The organism is [Brevibacterium] flavum, assembly GCF_019317305.1.
GTDB classification, from domain to species: domain Bacteria; phylum Actinomycetota; class Actinomycetes; order Mycobacteriales; family Mycobacteriaceae; genus Corynebacterium; species Corynebacterium glutamicum.
This window is the reverse complement of the sequence record NZ_CP079240.1, coordinates 2,667,074-2,682,262: the sequence shown is the minus strand read 5'-3', so window position 1 is coordinate 2,682,262 and position 15,189 is coordinate 2,667,074. Positions and strand designations below refer to the sequence as shown.

Annotated in this window: 17 protein-coding genes and 1 tRNA gene; 11 read left to right on the top strand and 7 right to left on the bottom strand. The window is 54.2% G+C overall.

The features are described from left to right. Positions 1-86: 86 nt before the first annotated feature. A complete protein-coding gene (locus KW808_RS13115; RefSeq protein ID WP_003860250.1) occupies positions 87-1,475 on the top strand; it encodes a dicarboxylate/amino acid:cation symporter in 1,389 nt (462 codons plus the stop codon). 94 nt (positions 1,476-1,569) lie between these two features. Next, a complete protein-coding gene (locus KW808_RS13110) occupies positions 1,570-2,286 on the top strand; it encodes a DUF1648 domain-containing protein (protein WP_003860251.1) in 717 nt (238 codons plus the stop codon). On the opposite strand, the gene KW808_RS13105 is transcribed toward KW808_RS13110, so the two are convergent. Genes KW808_RS13105 through KW808_RS13095 form a run of 3 tightly spaced genes read right to left on the bottom strand, consistent with a single transcriptional unit; the run spans position 2,283 to position 3,700 of the window. After that, the gene (locus tag KW808_RS13105) at positions 2,283-3,077 is read right to left on the bottom strand and encodes a putative hydro-lyase (RefSeq protein WP_003857919.1); all 795 of its coding nucleotides are present in this window, start codon (positions 3,075-3,077) and stop codon (positions 2,283-2,285) included. The genes KW808_RS13110 and KW808_RS13105 overlap by 4 nt on opposite strands. A 9-nt stretch (positions 3,078-3,086) precedes the next feature. Further along, a complete protein-coding gene (locus tag KW808_RS13100; protein ID WP_003860253.1) occupies positions 3,087-3,413 on the bottom strand; it encodes a fluoride efflux transporter FluC in 327 nt (108 codons plus the stop codon). After that, positions 3,410-3,700 carry a fluoride efflux transporter family protein gene (locus KW808_RS13095; RefSeq protein ID WP_003860255.1) on the bottom strand — a complete coding sequence of 97 codons (291 nt, stop codon included), beginning with the start codon at positions 3,698-3,700 and terminating at the stop codon, positions 3,410-3,412. The genes KW808_RS13100 and KW808_RS13095 overlap by 4 nt, the downstream gene beginning before the upstream one ends. A gap of 99 nt (positions 3,701-3,799) precedes the next feature. Here KW808_RS13095 and pgm point away from each other — a divergent pair, with 99 nt between their 5' ends. The 3 genes from pgm to KW808_RS13080 all read left to right on the top strand — a co-directional run bounded on the left by pgm (position 3,800) and on the right by KW808_RS13080 (position 6,625). Further along, positions 3,800-5,464 carry a phosphoglucomutase (alpha-D-glucose-1,6-bisphosphate-dependent) gene (pgm, locus tag KW808_RS13090; RefSeq protein ID WP_003860257.1) on the top strand — a complete coding sequence of 555 codons (1,665 nt, stop codon included), beginning with the start codon at positions 3,800-3,802 and terminating at the stop codon, positions 5,462-5,464. A gap of 214 nt (positions 5,465-5,678) precedes the next feature. Beyond that, positions 5,679-6,404 (top strand): DsbA family protein, encoded by a 726-nt coding sequence (locus tag KW808_RS13085; RefSeq protein ID WP_003860259.1) that lies wholly within the window; start codon positions 5,679-5,681, stop codon positions 6,402-6,404. Positions 6,405-6,549: 145 nt separating this feature from the next. Then, positions 6,550-6,625, top strand: a tRNA-Ala gene (locus KW808_RS13080). Between the two features lie 56 nt (positions 6,626-6,681). On the opposite strand, the gene KW808_RS13075 is transcribed toward KW808_RS13080, so the two are convergent. Continuing rightward, positions 6,682-7,440 (bottom strand): GAP family protein, encoded by a 759-nt coding sequence (locus tag KW808_RS13075; RefSeq protein WP_003860261.1) that lies wholly within the window; start codon positions 7,438-7,440, stop codon positions 6,682-6,684. 137 nt (positions 7,441-7,577) lie between these two features. Between KW808_RS13075 and KW808_RS13070 the strand changes: the two genes are divergently transcribed. Further along, positions 7,578-8,168, top strand: coding sequence for a TetR/AcrR family transcriptional regulator (locus KW808_RS13070; protein ID WP_003860263.1), 591 nt, complete (start codon positions 7,578-7,580; stop codon positions 8,166-8,168). A 137-nt stretch (positions 8,169-8,305) separates the two neighbouring features. On the opposite strand, the gene KW808_RS13065 is transcribed toward KW808_RS13070, so the two are convergent. Next, positions 8,306-9,142: a phosphosulfolactate synthase gene (locus KW808_RS13065; protein WP_003860265.1), complete on the bottom strand. Its 837-nt coding sequence runs from the start codon at positions 9,140-9,142 to the stop codon at positions 8,306-8,308. 22 nt (positions 9,143-9,164) lie between these two features. After that, positions 9,165-10,538, bottom strand: a complete 1,374-nt coding sequence (locus KW808_RS13060) for an MmgE/PrpD family protein (protein WP_003860267.1) — start codon at positions 10,536-10,538, stop codon at positions 9,165-9,167. Positions 10,539-10,810: 272 nt separating this feature from the next. Between KW808_RS13060 and KW808_RS13055 the strand changes: the two genes are divergently transcribed. The 3 genes from KW808_RS13055 to KW808_RS13045 all read left to right on the top strand — a co-directional run bounded on the left by KW808_RS13055 (position 10,811) and on the right by KW808_RS13045 (position 13,080). Continuing rightward, complete coding sequence (locus tag KW808_RS13055) at positions 10,811-11,833, top strand: MDR family oxidoreductase (protein ID WP_003860269.1); 1,023 nt, start codon at positions 10,811-10,813, stop codon at positions 11,831-11,833. 81 nt (positions 11,834-11,914) lie between these two features. Next, positions 11,915-12,328: a pyridoxamine 5'-phosphate oxidase family protein gene (locus KW808_RS13050; RefSeq protein WP_003860272.1), complete on the top strand. Its 414-nt coding sequence runs from the start codon at positions 11,915-11,917 to the stop codon at positions 12,326-12,328. A 2-nt stretch (positions 12,329-12,330) separates the two neighbouring features. Then, positions 12,331-13,080 carry a fructosamine kinase family protein gene (locus KW808_RS13045; RefSeq protein WP_003860273.1) on the top strand — a complete coding sequence of 250 codons (750 nt, stop codon included), beginning with the start codon at positions 12,331-12,333 and terminating at the stop codon, positions 13,078-13,080. On the opposite strand, the gene nadE is transcribed toward KW808_RS13045, so the two are convergent. Further along, positions 13,077-13,910: an NAD(+) synthase gene (nadE, locus tag KW808_RS13040; RefSeq protein WP_003860276.1), complete on the bottom strand. Its 834-nt coding sequence runs from the start codon at positions 13,908-13,910 to the stop codon at positions 13,077-13,079. The genes KW808_RS13045 and nadE overlap by 4 nt on opposite strands. A 203-nt stretch (positions 13,911-14,113) precedes the next feature. Between nadE and ykgO the strand changes: the two genes are divergently transcribed. Together ykgO and nrdH are read left to right on the top strand one after the other, a co-directional pair. Then, on the top strand, positions 14,114-14,236 hold the full coding sequence (gene ykgO, locus KW808_RS13035; RefSeq protein WP_003857945.1) for a type B 50S ribosomal protein L36: 123 nt from the start codon (positions 14,114-14,116) through the stop codon (positions 14,234-14,236). A gap of 570 nt (positions 14,237-14,806) precedes the next feature. Then, a complete protein-coding gene (nrdH, locus tag KW808_RS13030; RefSeq protein WP_003857948.1) occupies positions 14,807-15,040 on the top strand; it encodes a glutaredoxin-like protein NrdH in 234 nt (77 codons plus the stop codon). Positions 15,041-15,189: the final 149 nt, after the last annotated feature.

Below are 15,189 nucleotides of genomic sequence, written 5' to 3'. Positions count from 1 at the left end.
TTGGTCACACTAATGCAATAAATTCCTGTCTACAGCGTTACAGTTAATGAATTCAATTCAACCGCTAAACGCAAGGAGTGCTACCCATGGCTAACGCCACCGCACAGAAGGGCCGCTTCGGCCTTCCCGGCTGGATGACTGGCTTTGGTGCCCAGGTTATCGCCGGCCTCATTCTTGGCCTTATTCTCGGCCTTGTCGCCCGAGGCATGGACAGCGGCGCTACAGACGGTGAAGCAAGCTGGCTTACCGGTCTTCTTGGCGGCGTCGGTTCTGCTTATGTTTCCCTACTTAAAGTAATGGTTCCACCACTGGTGTTCGCTGCAGTGGTTACCAGTGTGGCAAAGCTGCGCGAGGTAGCTAACGCTGCTCGTCTGGCTGTTTCCACCTTGGTGTGGTTCGCCATTACTGCATTCTTCTCTGTGCTCGCGGGTATCGCCGTAGCGCTGATTATGCAGCCTGGTGTTGGATCCACTGTTGACGCATCTAATGCTGCAGATCCTTCCCGTGTTGGCAGCTGGCTGGGCTTTATCCAGTCCGTTATTCCATCAAACATTCTGGGACTTTCCGGTTCTTACAGTGAGAACTCTGGTGTGAACCTGTCCTTCAACGTGCTGCAGATCCTGGTGATCTCCATTGCGATTGGTGTTGCAGCGCTAAAGGCTGGCAAGTCCGCTGAGCCTTTCTTGAAGTTCACCGAGTCCTTCCTCAAGATCATCCAGATAGTGTTGTGGTGGATTATTCGCCTGGCTCCAATTGGTTCCGCTGCGCTGATCGGTAATGCTGTTGCTACCTACGGTTGGTCTGCACTTGGATCCCTGGGCAAGTTTGTTCTTGCGATCTACGTTGGTCTGGCAATCGTCATGTTCGTTATCTACCCAGTCGTGCTGAAGCTCAATGGAATTCCTGTTCTTGGATTCTTTAAGCGCGTTTGGCCTGTCACAAGCCTTGGCTTTGTTACCCGTTCCTCCATGGGCGTTATGCCAGTTACCCAGCGCGTTACTGAGCAGTCCTTGGGTGTTCCATCTGCGTACGCTTCCTTTGCTATCCCACTGGGTGCGACCAGCAAGATGGACGGCTGCGCTGCTGTCTACCCAGCTGTTGCCGCTATCTTCGTGGCACAGTTCTACGGCATTGACTTGAGCATCATGGATTACGTACTGATCATGATCGTCTCTGTCCTGGGCTCTGCTGCTACTGCAGGCACCACTGGCGCAACCGTCATGCTGACCCTGACCCTATCCACCTTGGGTCTGCCACTTGCTGGTGTTGGTCTGCTGCTGGCTATCGAGCCAATCATCGACATGGGACGTACCGCAACCAACGTCACCGGTCAGGCACTGGTTCCTGCGATCGTTGCTAAGCGCGAGGGCATTCTGGATCAGGATGTGTGGGATGCTGCTGAAAAGGGTGGCGCTGCTATTGATAAGGCAACCGTCTCTGAGAAAGAAACTGAGCCTGCAGAGGTTCGCTCCTAAGCTCTCTTGAGTACCTGAGACCTTCTCAGCAAAACACAAAGTGCCTTCACCCAACCTGGGGTGGAGGCACTTTCTCATTGCTAAGGTGTGCATCGTGAACGATTTACCGAACCTATCAAAGCTGCCCTTCAACTGGACATGGGTGCTGGCAACTGTTGCCACGACAGTGGTGTTGGCGGGTATTGGTTTGTATGTGTATTACCCGTCGTTGCCAGATCCTATGCCGGTGCATTGGAATGGATCCGGGGAGGCGGATAATTGGACGCCTAAATCGGTGGGTTCGTTTCTTTCACTGATTTTGATAGGGCCAGGCATTATTTTGCTGACCCTGTTGGGTATGCAGGCGTTGCTGACCATGCAGTCTGGAGTGATCACGCAACGCGGTGGGGCGAAATCGGCGAATGAAGCGCACCGGCAGTGGGAAACCTACAAGGCAACAAGCATGCACATGGGTTGGTACATGTTTGTGCTCAACGCTTTGATTTTGGTGATGATCCTCAATGAGTTCCGCCCAAACCCTCTGCCTGGTGGATTTATCATCGGGCTTATTGGAATTATTGCTGCCACGATTGTCCTGTTGGTTCTGATTGGAAAAACAACCACGAGTTTGGCAAAGAAATACCCCATGCCTGACCAAGATGGAAAGGCGTGGGGGATTTTCTACAACGATCCGGACGATAATCGGATCTTAGTGGACACCGGGATGGGGATGAATTACACGTTTAACATTGCCCATACGTGGGGCAAGATCTTCGCGGTTTTGATCTTCGCGGTGCCAGTACTCATCGTTTTATTAACCGTTCTCCTTTAAGGAACCTGGAATCCCAGATCTGGGGCGTCGGTGATCAGCATGTGTCCGGGTGCGTGAGTGATCGCCAGCGGTGGCTTGGAGGACATGACCATTGCTTGAGGGGTAACTCCGCAGGCCCAAAACACGGGGACGTCGCCTGGTTCGGACAGCGGGGCATCGCCGAAATCGGGGTTGTTGATGTCATCGATTCCGATCAGTGAAGGATCGCCGATGTGGACTGGTGCTCCGTGAACCGCAGGGTAGCGGGAGGTAATGCGGACGGCATCCGCGACTTGGGATGCGGGGATCATGCGCAGTGACACCACGAGGTTTCCTGATAGGGAACCGGCTGGTCGGCAAGCGAGTGAGGTTTCATACATGGGGACGTTGCGGCCGGCCTCGAGGTGGCGGACGGGAACGCCTGCTTGGACCATGGGGTGTTCAAAAGTAAAGGAGCAGCCGATGATGAAACTGACGAGGTCGTCGCGCCAATAATCGACGGCGCTGGCGGGGGAATCGATAAGTTCGCCGTGTTCGTAAATGCGGTATTGGGGCGCGTCGGTGCGGATGTCTGCTTCGGTGGCGTTTGAGCCGAAAATTCCGCCGAAGGTTTCGCCAGCATTTAATACTTCCAAGATGGGGCAGGGCTTGGGGTTGCGTTGAGCAAAAAGCAGGAAATCATAAGCCAGATCCTGGGGCATGGAAATGAGGTTGGCTTGGGCAAAACCCGCGGACCAGCCGGAGGTGGGTTGGATAAGGCCTGCGCGGAATTGCTGGCGGGCTTCAACTGGGGAAATTGTTGAACGATTCATTCTACAATTCTAGAGCCGCATCCCGAGAAAAACAGCAGAATATCCAAGTGTAAAAGTCAGGCTGAGATAGCCAAGCATCGGCCACCACTTCTTTTCATTCAATAGCTGGCCAAGTTCTTTAGCCAAGGTGGACCAGGTGGAAAGGGCGCCGCAGAAACCAGCGATCAACAAAACCGTATAGAGGTGGGGAAGATCCAACGACACAAAAAATCCACCAGCAAGACACGCCAGGGTATTCGCCGCCAGGGTGGCCCTTTTTCCGGGAAATAATTGGGCAAGGCTCCATCGCAGAAAGCCTCCGAAAAAACCGCCGAGAGCTGCATAAAGAAAGATCATCGCGCCAACCGATCCCCAGCTAACCAGGCGAGAATGCAGCCCACAGCGGTGAAGAAATAGAAGGGGACGTCGTTAAGCATCATGGCCGAAAAGGTGGTGAAGCCGCCCAGGAAACCTGTGCCCCAGAACGCGTTGGGGCGCAACCAGCCCATCAGAAACGCTCCCAGCACGTTGATGGTCAGGATCGGCCAGGCGGAATCGCCGAGCCACAACGTCAGCGCAAGGCGCACGCACACCCCCAACGCGGCACCCGCGCCGACACCTAGCCCTTGGATGAGTTTCTGCATGTTAAACCACACTACTCTGTGAATTTTGCCGTATCTCGTGCGCACAATTGCTTTTGAGGGGAAGATGAAGAGGAAGTATTGGTGTTTTAAGGAGCAAACATGGCACATGAACGCGCCGGGCAACTCGCCCAACCAGAAGATCTCATCGATGTTGCGGAACTGGTCACCGCATATTTCACCCGCAAGCCGGATGTGAACAACCCTGATCAGCAGGTCGCTTTCGGCACCTCCGGACACCGTGGCTCCGCGCTGGACAGCGCTTTCAACGAGGACCACATCCTGGCAACCACCCAGGCCATCGTTGATTACCGCAATCAGCAGCCAAAAAACTGGGTCGGACCGCTGTTTATCGGCCGCGATACGCACGCGCTGTCCGAACCAGCGATGATCAGCGCGCTTGAGGTCCTCATTGCCAACGACGTCGAAGTGCTTGTCGACGCCGACGGCCGCTACACCCCGACGCCCGCAGTGTCCCACGCGATCCTGCGACACAACGATGGCATCATCCTTGGCACCGCAGGACCCTCCCGCCCCTACGCCGACGGCATCGTGATCACCCCATCCCACAACCCTCCTCGTGATGGCGGATTCAAATACAACCCAGCCAACGGTGGCCCTGCAGATACCGACGCCACCGACTGGATCGCCAACCGCGCCAACGATATTCTGCGCGGCGACCTTGCAGACGTGAAGCGAGTTCCAGTTTCCGGTGTCCTCGACGAGCGCACCACTGCCTACGACTTCAAGGGCATTTACATCGCTGACCTGCCAAACGTGGTCAACATCGATGCCATCCGCGAAGCTGGTGTTCGAATCGGCGCAGACCCAATGGGTGGCGCATCCGTGGATTACTGGGGTGCCATCGCAGAAACCCATGGCCTGAACCTCACCGTGGTCAACCCACACGTTGATTCCACCTTCCGCTTCATGACATTGGACACCGACGGCAAAATCCGCATGGACTGCTCCAGCCCACACGCAATGGCATCGCTGATTGACAACCGAGACAAGTTCGATGTGGCAACCGGCAACGACGCCGACGCCGACCGCCACGGCATCGTCACCCCAGACGCTGGCCTGATGAACCCCAACCACTACCTAGCAGTGGCAATTGAGTACCTCTTTGCTCACCGCCCAGGTTGGTCTAAAGAAACCGCAGTGGGCAAAACCTTGGTGAGCTCCTCCATGATCGACCGCGTTGTGGCGCAGCTTGGCCGCACTCTCGTTGAGGTTCCAGTCGGATTTAAGTGGTTTGTCCCAGGTTTGATCTCCGGCGAAATCGGATTCGGTGGTGAAGAATCCGCAGGTGCATCCTTCCTCCGCATGGACGGCACCACCTGGTCCACCGACAAGGACGGCCTCATCCTTGACCTCCTGGCAGCTGAGATCATTGCAGTAACCGGCAAGACCCCATCACAGCGCTATGCAGAACTCGCCGAAGAATTCGGTGCACCTGCCTACGCCCGCACCGATGCAGAAGCTAACCGCGAACAAAAGGCCATCCTGAAGGCACTGTCCCCAGAACAGGTCACCGCCACCGAACTAGCCGGCGAAGCAATCACCGCTAAGCTCACCGAAGCTCCCGGCAATGGCGCAGCCATCGGAGGACTAAAAGTGACCACCGAAAACGCCTGGTTCGCAGCACGCCCATCCGGCACCGAAGACAAGTACAAGATCTACGCAGAATCCTTCAAGGGCGAAGAGCACCTCGCCCAGGTACAAAAAGAAGCCCAAGCGTTGGTCAGCGAAGTACTCGGACAGTAAAACTGCGGACTTGCTGACAAGTTTCACAGGAGATAGAAAGATCTCCTGTGAATCTCGTCTCGAGCAACTAGTGGACGGGCCAAATAAACTGCGCATGGTTTAATGTCGAAGAGGTAGCCGACGCTGCACACAACGGTAGGTAGCGTTGGATTTTTGGAATGATCGCCCCCTGCGAGAATTCAAGAAAACAAAACAGATCAAAGTAAGGCAACAAGTGAGCAACAAAGTTCAGAATCCGAACCAAGGTGGAAGCAAGAACTTCCTCTGGGCAATGGTGGCGATCGTCGTCGTTGCAATCGTCGTCGTCGGCTTCATCGTCATCCAAGGCCAGGGCTCAAAAGCAGCCAAGCTTGGTGACCGCGACTACGAAGACACCTCTTTGGCAATGGAAGTAGGCTCCGACTCCATCACGCTGACCTCCGCAAACGCCTCCGCCGACGCAAAGTCCGTGCAGCTTTTTGAAGACTTCTCCTGCTCTTACTGCTCCGAGCTCTCCCTCGCCACCGACGCTGACATGAAGACTCAGATCGAAGACGGCAACCTGGTCGTCGAAATCAAGCCACTGAACTTCCTTGACCGCGAAAACATCGACGGCCACTCCACCCACGCATTGGCAGCAGCCCTTGCAGTGGCAGACTCCAACGACGCAACCCTCTACTGGAACTTCCGCGCATTCCTCATGGAAGACCAGTCTGAGATTTACAACCAGTGGTCCGATGATGACTTCGCAGACGGCGTTGAAGCCCTTGGCGCAGACTCCTCCGTAGTAGACGCAATCCGCAACGGCGACAACATCCAGCGCGCATACGACCTGGCAACCGCAAACGGTGAAGAACTCACTGAAGAAACCGGCAGCCTGTCCTCACCACGCGTCCTCCAAGACGGCAAGGATGTTGAAGGCAACATCTCCGACTGGATCACCACTGTTCTAGCTTCTTAAAGAACTGATCTAGAAGGAAAATAAATCCCCCTGATCGTCCACATATTGTGGGTGGTCAGGGGGATTTTTGCTTTAATTCGTGTATCGATGTGGGCGATTTGGTTATTTGAACATCGCTCGGCTAGAGTAACAGGAGTTGAAAAACGGGGCTATGGCGCAGCTGGTAGCGCACCACACTGGCAGTGTGGGGGTCACGGGTTCGAATCCCGTTAGCTCCACCAATGAAAGCCGCCGACGTTTCGTCGGCGGCTTTGCTCGTTCCCGCAACTAGCGCACACTAGCCGACGAACCACCCCAAGGTATAGACGGCACGGAGGGCGAGAACCACGCCGACGACGCCGAGAATCCATGAAGTTGTGGTTTGAGCGTGGGTGGTGAGCCATGTGTCGAGTGCTGTTAGCGGATGCTCGAGTGCGGATCGGGCAACAATTCGCCCGACTGTAAGCAGCAGCGCTGGGGCAATCATGACTAGGCAGTAGCCGGCGAGTAGCAATGCGTTTCCTAGAAGTCCTGGGCCTTCAGCGGTGATGAGTCCGATGGCGGCGAGGTAAGGAACCATCGTGGCTACCTCGGCGAGAACTGCCGTCACCGCCAGCGCCATCAATGGTGCGGTGGTGCGTAGTTTCACTGCACCAGCTGAAGTAGAAACACCTGTTGGATGTGAATTGGCGCCCGTGGCGCGCGCCCGCCAGCGGGAGATGCGCCCGCCAGGCTGCGGGGATTGTCCGCGGGTATTCTTGTTATCCATCTTGTAGCTGAGAGAGACCAATGCGAGGCCAAGAATGAATTGGCTGATGAGGAACGCCCTGGTTTCTAGCAACGAGCCAAATGTGGCGAATAGTGCATTGGCTCCGAGAAGCAGCCCGAGGCCAATGAAGAAATACATGCTGACAACGGTGAGCAAGAATTGCACGACTCTTCCAACTTGTAATCGGCCTGGTGTCATGAGTAGCCACACTGGGATGAGCAGGGTGCCGAAGCTGGTGGAATCCACCAACGCGAGAACGGCTAGCGTTCCCAAGCTTGTAATGTCCATTGCTTTCTCCTCCAGAATTGGATTAGCACGGTCGTGCTTTATTGGCTTAGTTGAAAACTAGCACGGTCGTGCTAGTCGTGCAATGGGTTGAAGGGGACTGAGGAATTTTATTAGCACAGTCGTGATAGAGTGCGGTCATGTCACGCACGATAGATAAAGAAGCTCGAAAGGCACAGCTCGCCGAGGCAGTGTGGCAGGTGATCCTGGATGAAGGAATCGGTGCTGTATCGGTTCGCACCGTGGCAGAGCGAGCTGGGGTAGTGGTTGGCTCACTCCGGCATATCTTCCCAACGCGTGCGGAGCTCGTGGTTTTCTCCGCGGAACTGATGGTGAAACGCGCGACCGAGAGGTTGCTTGCAATCGAACCCGATGATGACGTGCGAGAGTACGTATTCACGATTGTGAAGCAACTGCTTCCGCTGGGCCCGGATAGCCGGGCGGAGTTTGAAATCAATCTTGCACTATTCGCTGAAGGTACAGCGGTCAAAGGACTCGTTGACATTCGGCAAGACGCGAACCGCCAACTCGCAGACCTATTCGTGCGCTTGGTGGAAATGGTCACCGGTGAGCGGGATACCCCCGAATCACTTCAGCAATCACGACGTCTACATGCGATGGTGGATGGGTTTGCTTTCCATATTCTGCACCAGCCCGAAATGGAAGATACTTCGTGGGCGCTGGATATCTTATGGGCAGAAATTAACTCTTTGGCAGCTCAGCAGGCTTAAGAAAGTAGCGTGGATAGGGCGTATAAAACGCCATTACCCTCTCCGGCGACGGAATTAGGACATCGTCAGCGGAGAGGGCTTGGCGTGAAAGTGATTGGAGCTCACTTTCGGGGTGATCCAGGGTTAAAGAGCGTGGCTTAAGGAGCGGGGTTGATTACTCGTCCCCAGGTGCTCTTGTTGCCCCAGATGTTTTGGCGCAGCCCTTCAAGTTGCAGAATTTGACTGTGGTCGACGAACAGGTTGCATTCGTTGCCGTAGTTTTTGACATACCACTCAAAGACGGGGCCGTCGGCGGCTTCGAACATGACGTTTTCTAATCCCAGTCCATTGATGATGGACGCGGCAGCACCTGTATCCCATTCGGTGACGTTTTCGGTGATGCCTTCGGATTCGATCATGATGATGGATGCGCCGGCGTCGAGAGCTTTTTTACCGCGGTCAACCAGATCGCCAATGTCTTTCTTTCCTTCGGCTGCAAGTTCAGCCTCGCCAGAGTCGCCTCCGGAACCAATCTGTAGTCCTAGTTCAGGTTTTGCTTTGAGGCCTGCCTTGACCACTTTTTCTACCAGGCGCTGAAGACCTGAAGTGTTGAGCATGATGAATCCGGTGGAAATCTCAATAACATCGAAGCCGACTTCCTTGGCTTCCTTTAAGTAATGATCAACTGCGTCGTCGCCGTAGCGAAGCACAGTTTCAATCCAGCCACCGGAAGACACATAGGCATTGTTTTCATGGGCGATGTCGCTAAAAGCACGCACCTGTTCGGTCGGCACCAGGGAGAAGGAACCGCCTGCCCATTTGATGCCGTCCACCCACTGGCCTGCAACATCGAAGACATCCTGGAGGTGTCGGGTGCCGAAAGTGGAGTAGTACGGTGCACGAATTTCTGTCATGCCGAATGTGCGGGGCTTTTCTGGACGGTAAGCGCGGGGAACAAAGTTGAAGGAAACGTTGTGGGGTACTGCGTTGCTCATGATGAGCTCCTTTCAAAAAGTTTTAGCTGCGGGTGGTGGAGACTTTGGCTAGGGCTTCTGTGAGTTCAGAAACCTGTCGGCTATCGAGCTCGTGAATGATCGTGGCGATTTCTTCACGTAGTTCTTCACCGGTGAATGGTGTGACAAGGGCATCGAATTTCTTGCGCGCGTTGTCCCAATCTAGGGGATTGTCGTGGAAGCCTAAGTAGCTATCTTGTGAAGCTTTGAACACCGAGCCATCGTTTAGTGTGACTTCTAGATCAGCTGGCATGTGGTCAGGGAAGCGATCAGAGAATTCATCTGACGGTGTGATTTCGATCTTCTTCATCAAGGTTTGTACATCATCAGCAACGATGCGTGATGGTTCGTACTGTTCGGGATTGAGCTGACCATCCAGCAGAACTACAGCGAGCATCCACGGCAGTGAGTGATCGGCTTCTTCTTTGGTGCGAATAAGCTGTTTGTCGCCTTCTTCGCCGCCGCCAATGATGGAGTAGGCAACGTCGAAAGTAGTCAGGTGAATCTTTTCAATGTTGTCGACATTGAAGCCTTCTTGTGCGCGTATTTCTTGGGCTGCATCAAGTGCTGACTGCGAGTGAATTTCCGCGTTGTGTTTCTTGATGATGGTGCGCTTAACGCTTTCCAAGTCTTCCTTGGACCAATCGATCTCGAACGGTCCGGAGACGGACTCTTTGAATCCCTTGTTGCCTTCGAAGACTTCTTCCGGACCGGTAATACCTCGGCTTGCGAGCAGTGCTGCCCAGGTTCCTTCTTTGGACACGTGTGGGTAGGCAAGGCCTTTCCAGTGGCTCAAGTTTCCAGTGCGAGTGACACGAAGTGCAACGTTAGCTGTTCCTGCGATGGCCAGTGCGTTGGCGATTTGATCAGCTGGCAAACCCAGTGCCTTGGCAGCAGATGCGCCCGCTGCGAATGCTCCTTGGGTGGTGTGATCGAAACCTTTGGCGCGAACTGGTGCGACATCTGAAAGTCTGGTGTGTACCTGGTAGGCCACGGCGAATGCGGTGAGCAGGTCTTTTCCAGAGGCGCCAACGCTTTCGGCTGCAGCGAGCACTGCTCCGAAGTTATCCGAGGGGTGGTTGGTTTCGCCCTTTGCTAGGTAGGCGTCCATGAAGTCGAGGTAGCGGCTTAATGCGCTGTTGAAAAATGCTGCACGTTCCGGACTGGTTTTGCCACCACCAATAAGTGTTGACTGTTCGGTTCCCCCGAGGTCTTCCAGGAGTCCTCGAATGGCGACAATCGGTTCGGCATCCAGTGCGCCAATGGCAACGCCTACGGTGTCTAGCACTCTGATTTTCAATTGCTCTACGGCTTCGGGGCTTGCATCATTGAGTTTGGCAGCTTCCACGAATGCGGCGAGATCTTGCGATTCGGTCATTGCAATCCTATCTACTAGTTAAGTTTGGCTTGCCTTCATTAAGCGCTTGGTCCGGGGTGAGGGTCAATGATTTCCATCACATTGTGGATTAAGTCATAGAACTCTTCTATGTGTAAAAGATTTTTGTTAGTGTTTGGTTATCTGTGTGTCGAGGGTTGGAAATGTGTGCCAATCCTCCCATTAAGCACCTTGTCTTCCGGAAGCTTCCACCCCAAATTCCAAACCCCAAATTCCATGCCCCGGATGGACATTTTTCATTACACTCGGGGGCTATGAATCCAGCTCACATATTTTCTGAAGGTCCAATCAATAGTGTTGTTCTTAGCCAGGATGAGGATGGAAATTTCACCACCTCCTACCAGGACACTTTCTCTGATCCATCATTTTTGGGGGAAGGTGACGTTCTAATTGAGGTTGGATGGTCCAGCCTGAATTACAAGGATGCGATGGCTCTTAAGGGTGATAAGGGAGTGGTGCGCACTGTGCCGCTGATTCCAGGTATCGATGTGGTGGGCACTGTGATCGAGAGCGCTGATCCTCGCTTTGGTCGTGGTGATGAAGTGGTGCTGAATGGCGCTGGTTTGGGGGAGAACCGGCATGGAGGTTTCACGCAGCGGCTGAAAGTGCCGTCTGAACCGTTGCTGCATATTCCATTTAACTTCTCCGCGCAGCAGGTGGGTGCGTTGGGTACTGCAGGTTTCACGGCTGCGCTATCGGTGAATGCTCTGGTCGATCAAGGTATCAAACCAGAGGATGGGGAGATTCTGGTAACTGGTTCGACTGGTGGTGTGGGGTCGATTGCACTTCACCTGCTGAATAAGTTGGGATATACGACGGTCGCGGTGACGGGGCGTCGAGAAGCGCATGCCGAATACCTGACCAGCCTGGGCGCAAGCGACATCATTGATCGCGCGGAGCTTTCTGAAAAGGGCCGGCCGCTGCAGAAGGGGCGTTGGGCGGGTGTAGTGGATTCAGTGGGATCCCACACACTTGTCAATGCGATTGCGCAGACAAAATGGGGCGGAATTGTCACGGCGTGTGGCATGGCTCAGGGGCCGGATCTGCCGGGAACGGTGTTGCCGTTTATTCTTCGTGGCGTGCATTTGGTTGGCATTAACTCTGTCGATGCACCCCGTGAGCTGCGTCGACGTGCGTGGGCGTTGCTGTCCGAGCATCTTGATACCGCGGTGCTAGATGATATGACCACTGTGATTGATGTCAAGGATGTTGCTCAAGCTGGCGAAGATTTGATGGCTGGCAAGCTTCACGGACGTACCGCGGTGCGTGTTCATTAGCAGGCCAAGCGCGTAATTGAGGGCTAGACTGGTTAGTACCGGATATTCTTTTTTCTTTAGTTTGTGGGAGTGGAGATAACTATGGACAATCCAGTCAACATCCTCAATGAGCAGGAAGCTTTGGAGCGCCTGCAGTCGGTGTCTCTTGGTCGCGTGGTGGTTCGTCGCAGCGATGAGATGGACATTTTCCCGGTGAACTTCATTGTGGACAAGGGCGTAATTTACATTCGTACAGCTGAGGGCAACAAGTTGTTCAGCATGAATCTCAACCACGATGTGCTCTTTGAAGCCGATGAGGTCAAGGACGGAAAGGCCTGGTCCGTGGTGGTTCGTGCGACCGCAGAAATTGTGCGCAAGCTGGATGAGATCGCCTACGCCGATACTTTTGAGTTGAAGCCTTGGATTCCAACCCTGAAGTACAACTATGTCCGTATTGTTCCGAATGAAATCACTGGCCGTGAGTTCACCCTCGGCGAGGAGCCTGAGCGCTACTAGCTTTGCCACATTTCACTAAACGCCCCGCACAACCCCAAGCAGCCTTGGCCGAAGCCGTCGGTCTACGCTGGCTCGCCGAAGCATCTTCAGCTGTGGCACAGGTTGTTAGCGCCGACGCAGAGCAGATCACGACTGTTGGCGTCGAAACGCAATTGCCCACACCCGATGAGGCCTTCAAGGCCGGCGAAGAGCTCGCCCGCATCCACCTTGCCGGCGCCCCAGCGTTCGGCTGTCCACCAGCGGGCTGGGCGGGGTTAAACTACATCGGCACCCAGGAACAAGCATGCTTATCGACGCCCACCTGGGGTGTTTTTTACTCCCAGCAACGCGTACTCCCATTTGCGCGCCGGGCACGCAGGCGAAATCACCTCACCGAGCATGCACTCTGGGTCGTGGAAGCCGCTTGTGATTTGATTAGCGAACTTCCCGATGACGTTCCCCCCGCCAGAATCCACGGCGACTTGTGGTTTGGCAACCTACTTTTTGGCACAGACGGGCCTGTGTTTATTGACCCCGCAGCTCACGGCGGTCATCCCGAAACTGATCTCGCGATGCTTGATGTATTTGGCGCACCCTATCTCGATGAAATCCGGGAAGGTTATCTGTCTATCAACCCGCTGCCAGACGGGTGGCGTGAACGCACCCCCATGCACCAACTCCACCCTTTGGCCGTACATGCGGCGTCTCATGGGCCAAGCTACGGCGTGGAACTACTCCACGCCGCCAAAGCGACACTCAAACTGTTGGATTAACGCCACCAATCTTCCTGCGGGGTAACAGGGAGGTGGCGCTTGTGCTGGCCGACCTTCCATAGGTGCTCAATGCGCTGCTGGGCCCCTTCGCTGACATCGGGCTTATTTTCCAGATAATTATCGATATCCGCATACGACACACCAAGCGCTTCCTCATCTGGCAACGCCGGACGATCCTCTTCCAAATCAGCGGTAGGAACCTTGGTCCACGTGCTTGAAGGTGCACCCAGGTGCTCCAGAATGGCAGCTCCTTGACGCTTGCTCAAACCTGCCAAAGGAAGCAGGTCAGCTGCGCCATCACCGAATTTGGTGAAGAACCCCGTGACGTTTTCAGCCGCGTGATCAGTGCCAATAACCAGCAAGCCCAACTGGCCTGCGATTGCGTACTGGGCAACCATGCGTTGGCGAGCTTTAATATTGCCCCGATTAAAATCGGTCAGCTCAGAAATTTCCAAAGCAGCTGCAACAGTTGCTTCGGTGGCGTCCGTTGCGTCTTTAACGTTGACGGTCACGCTCTTGTCAGGTTCGATGAATTTCAATGCAACCTGCGCATCGTCTTCATCTGCCTGAATCGCGTAGGGGAGGCGAACTGCGTAGAAGACATAATCAGTGCTGTTTTCTTCCGCACGAATGCGCTCTACTGCCAGCTGCGCGAGGCGTCCCGCAAGAGTGGAATCCTGGCCACCTGAAATGCCAAGAACAAAGCCTTTTGTATGGGAAGCCCGCAGATAATCGACGAGGAACTGCACGCGGAATTCAACTTCCTTGGCCACGTCGATTGCTGGGCTCACCTTTAGTTCATTAATGATCTCGGTTTGAGTGTTTGTCATGTACCTAATCCTAGGCAAACATGGCGCGGTGGTGTCTTGGGGCGCGCTAAACTTTGGCGGTGCGGGCCAAGGGTTTGGAGTTTAGTGCTGGAGTCGGTTAAGATAGTTCCTCGTGTCATAGCTGGTTAGACGTACGTGTTTATTCGTCCATCTAACCGCTGAAAAATAGCCTTATATAGCGCATGAGAGAAAGGAGCGCCCGAATGAAGGTACGCAATTCCCTTCGGTCGCTGAAGAACAAGCCGGGCGCCCAGGTCGTGCGTCGCCGTGGCAAAGTCTACGTGATCAACAAGAAAGAGCCACGTTTCAAGGCTCGCCAGGGTTAATCTTTTCGATTAACTTCCGGTTTATACAAATAGCCAGGCATCGTCTCCTCCCTTGTGGAGGGTTCGGTGCCTGGTTGTTTTTATGCATGCGAAAGTGAGTATTGCGAATATTTGTTCTAGATGCTGTCTGACTCTTGCCGTGGCGGTCTAATATCTGCGCTTTTGATTGATGGGGGCGATGTGACGGGCCTGCTTTTTGTGGTGTTGGGTGCGTTGTGGCTCGGCCTGGGTAGGGGAGTGTTTTGGGTTGTGATGCGACGTCATTAATGTAACGATTCTGTAACGGACACCCTTTGGGTGGGGTGGCGAACTGCGTAAATGACATGAATGTAATTACGTATCTAGAGTTTGGTGGAGCAAAGGATCGCTACATGTGGTGGCTGAAGAACTGCCATCCTGGGAATACTCACCATGTAACTACTATATGTAGTGCTAGTTGCGCTTATTCACCACAAAGTATAGTGTTTGTTGTGTCGCCTTGAGCGATGCAAAGACTTTAAAAACAGATCTAAAAAAGTGAGATGAGGCATTAGCGTCAACCGCTAAAGCCGATAAGGGAAGGTCCAAAAAATGGCAATCACCGTTTACACCAAGCCAGCTTGCGTCCAGTGCAACGCCACCAAGAAGGCCCTCGACCGCGCTGGTCTTGAGTATGACCTCGTTGATATCAGCCTTGATGAAGAGGCACGTGAGTACGTCCTCGCACTTGGCTACCTGCAGGCACCAGTTGTCGTTGCAGATGGCTCCCACTGGTCCGGTTTCCGCCCAGAGCGCATCCGTGAAATGGCAACCGCAGCTGCCTAAACTGCACTTCGTGGCACGACCTGTTTAATCGAACAGGTGAGCCACGCACGTCACACCACTTGTGACCTTCCCCAACGCTCGTCGCCTAATATTTGGCGGCGTTTCGTATTTCACCACTAATTCCCGTGAATTCAGCAAATCACCTACGG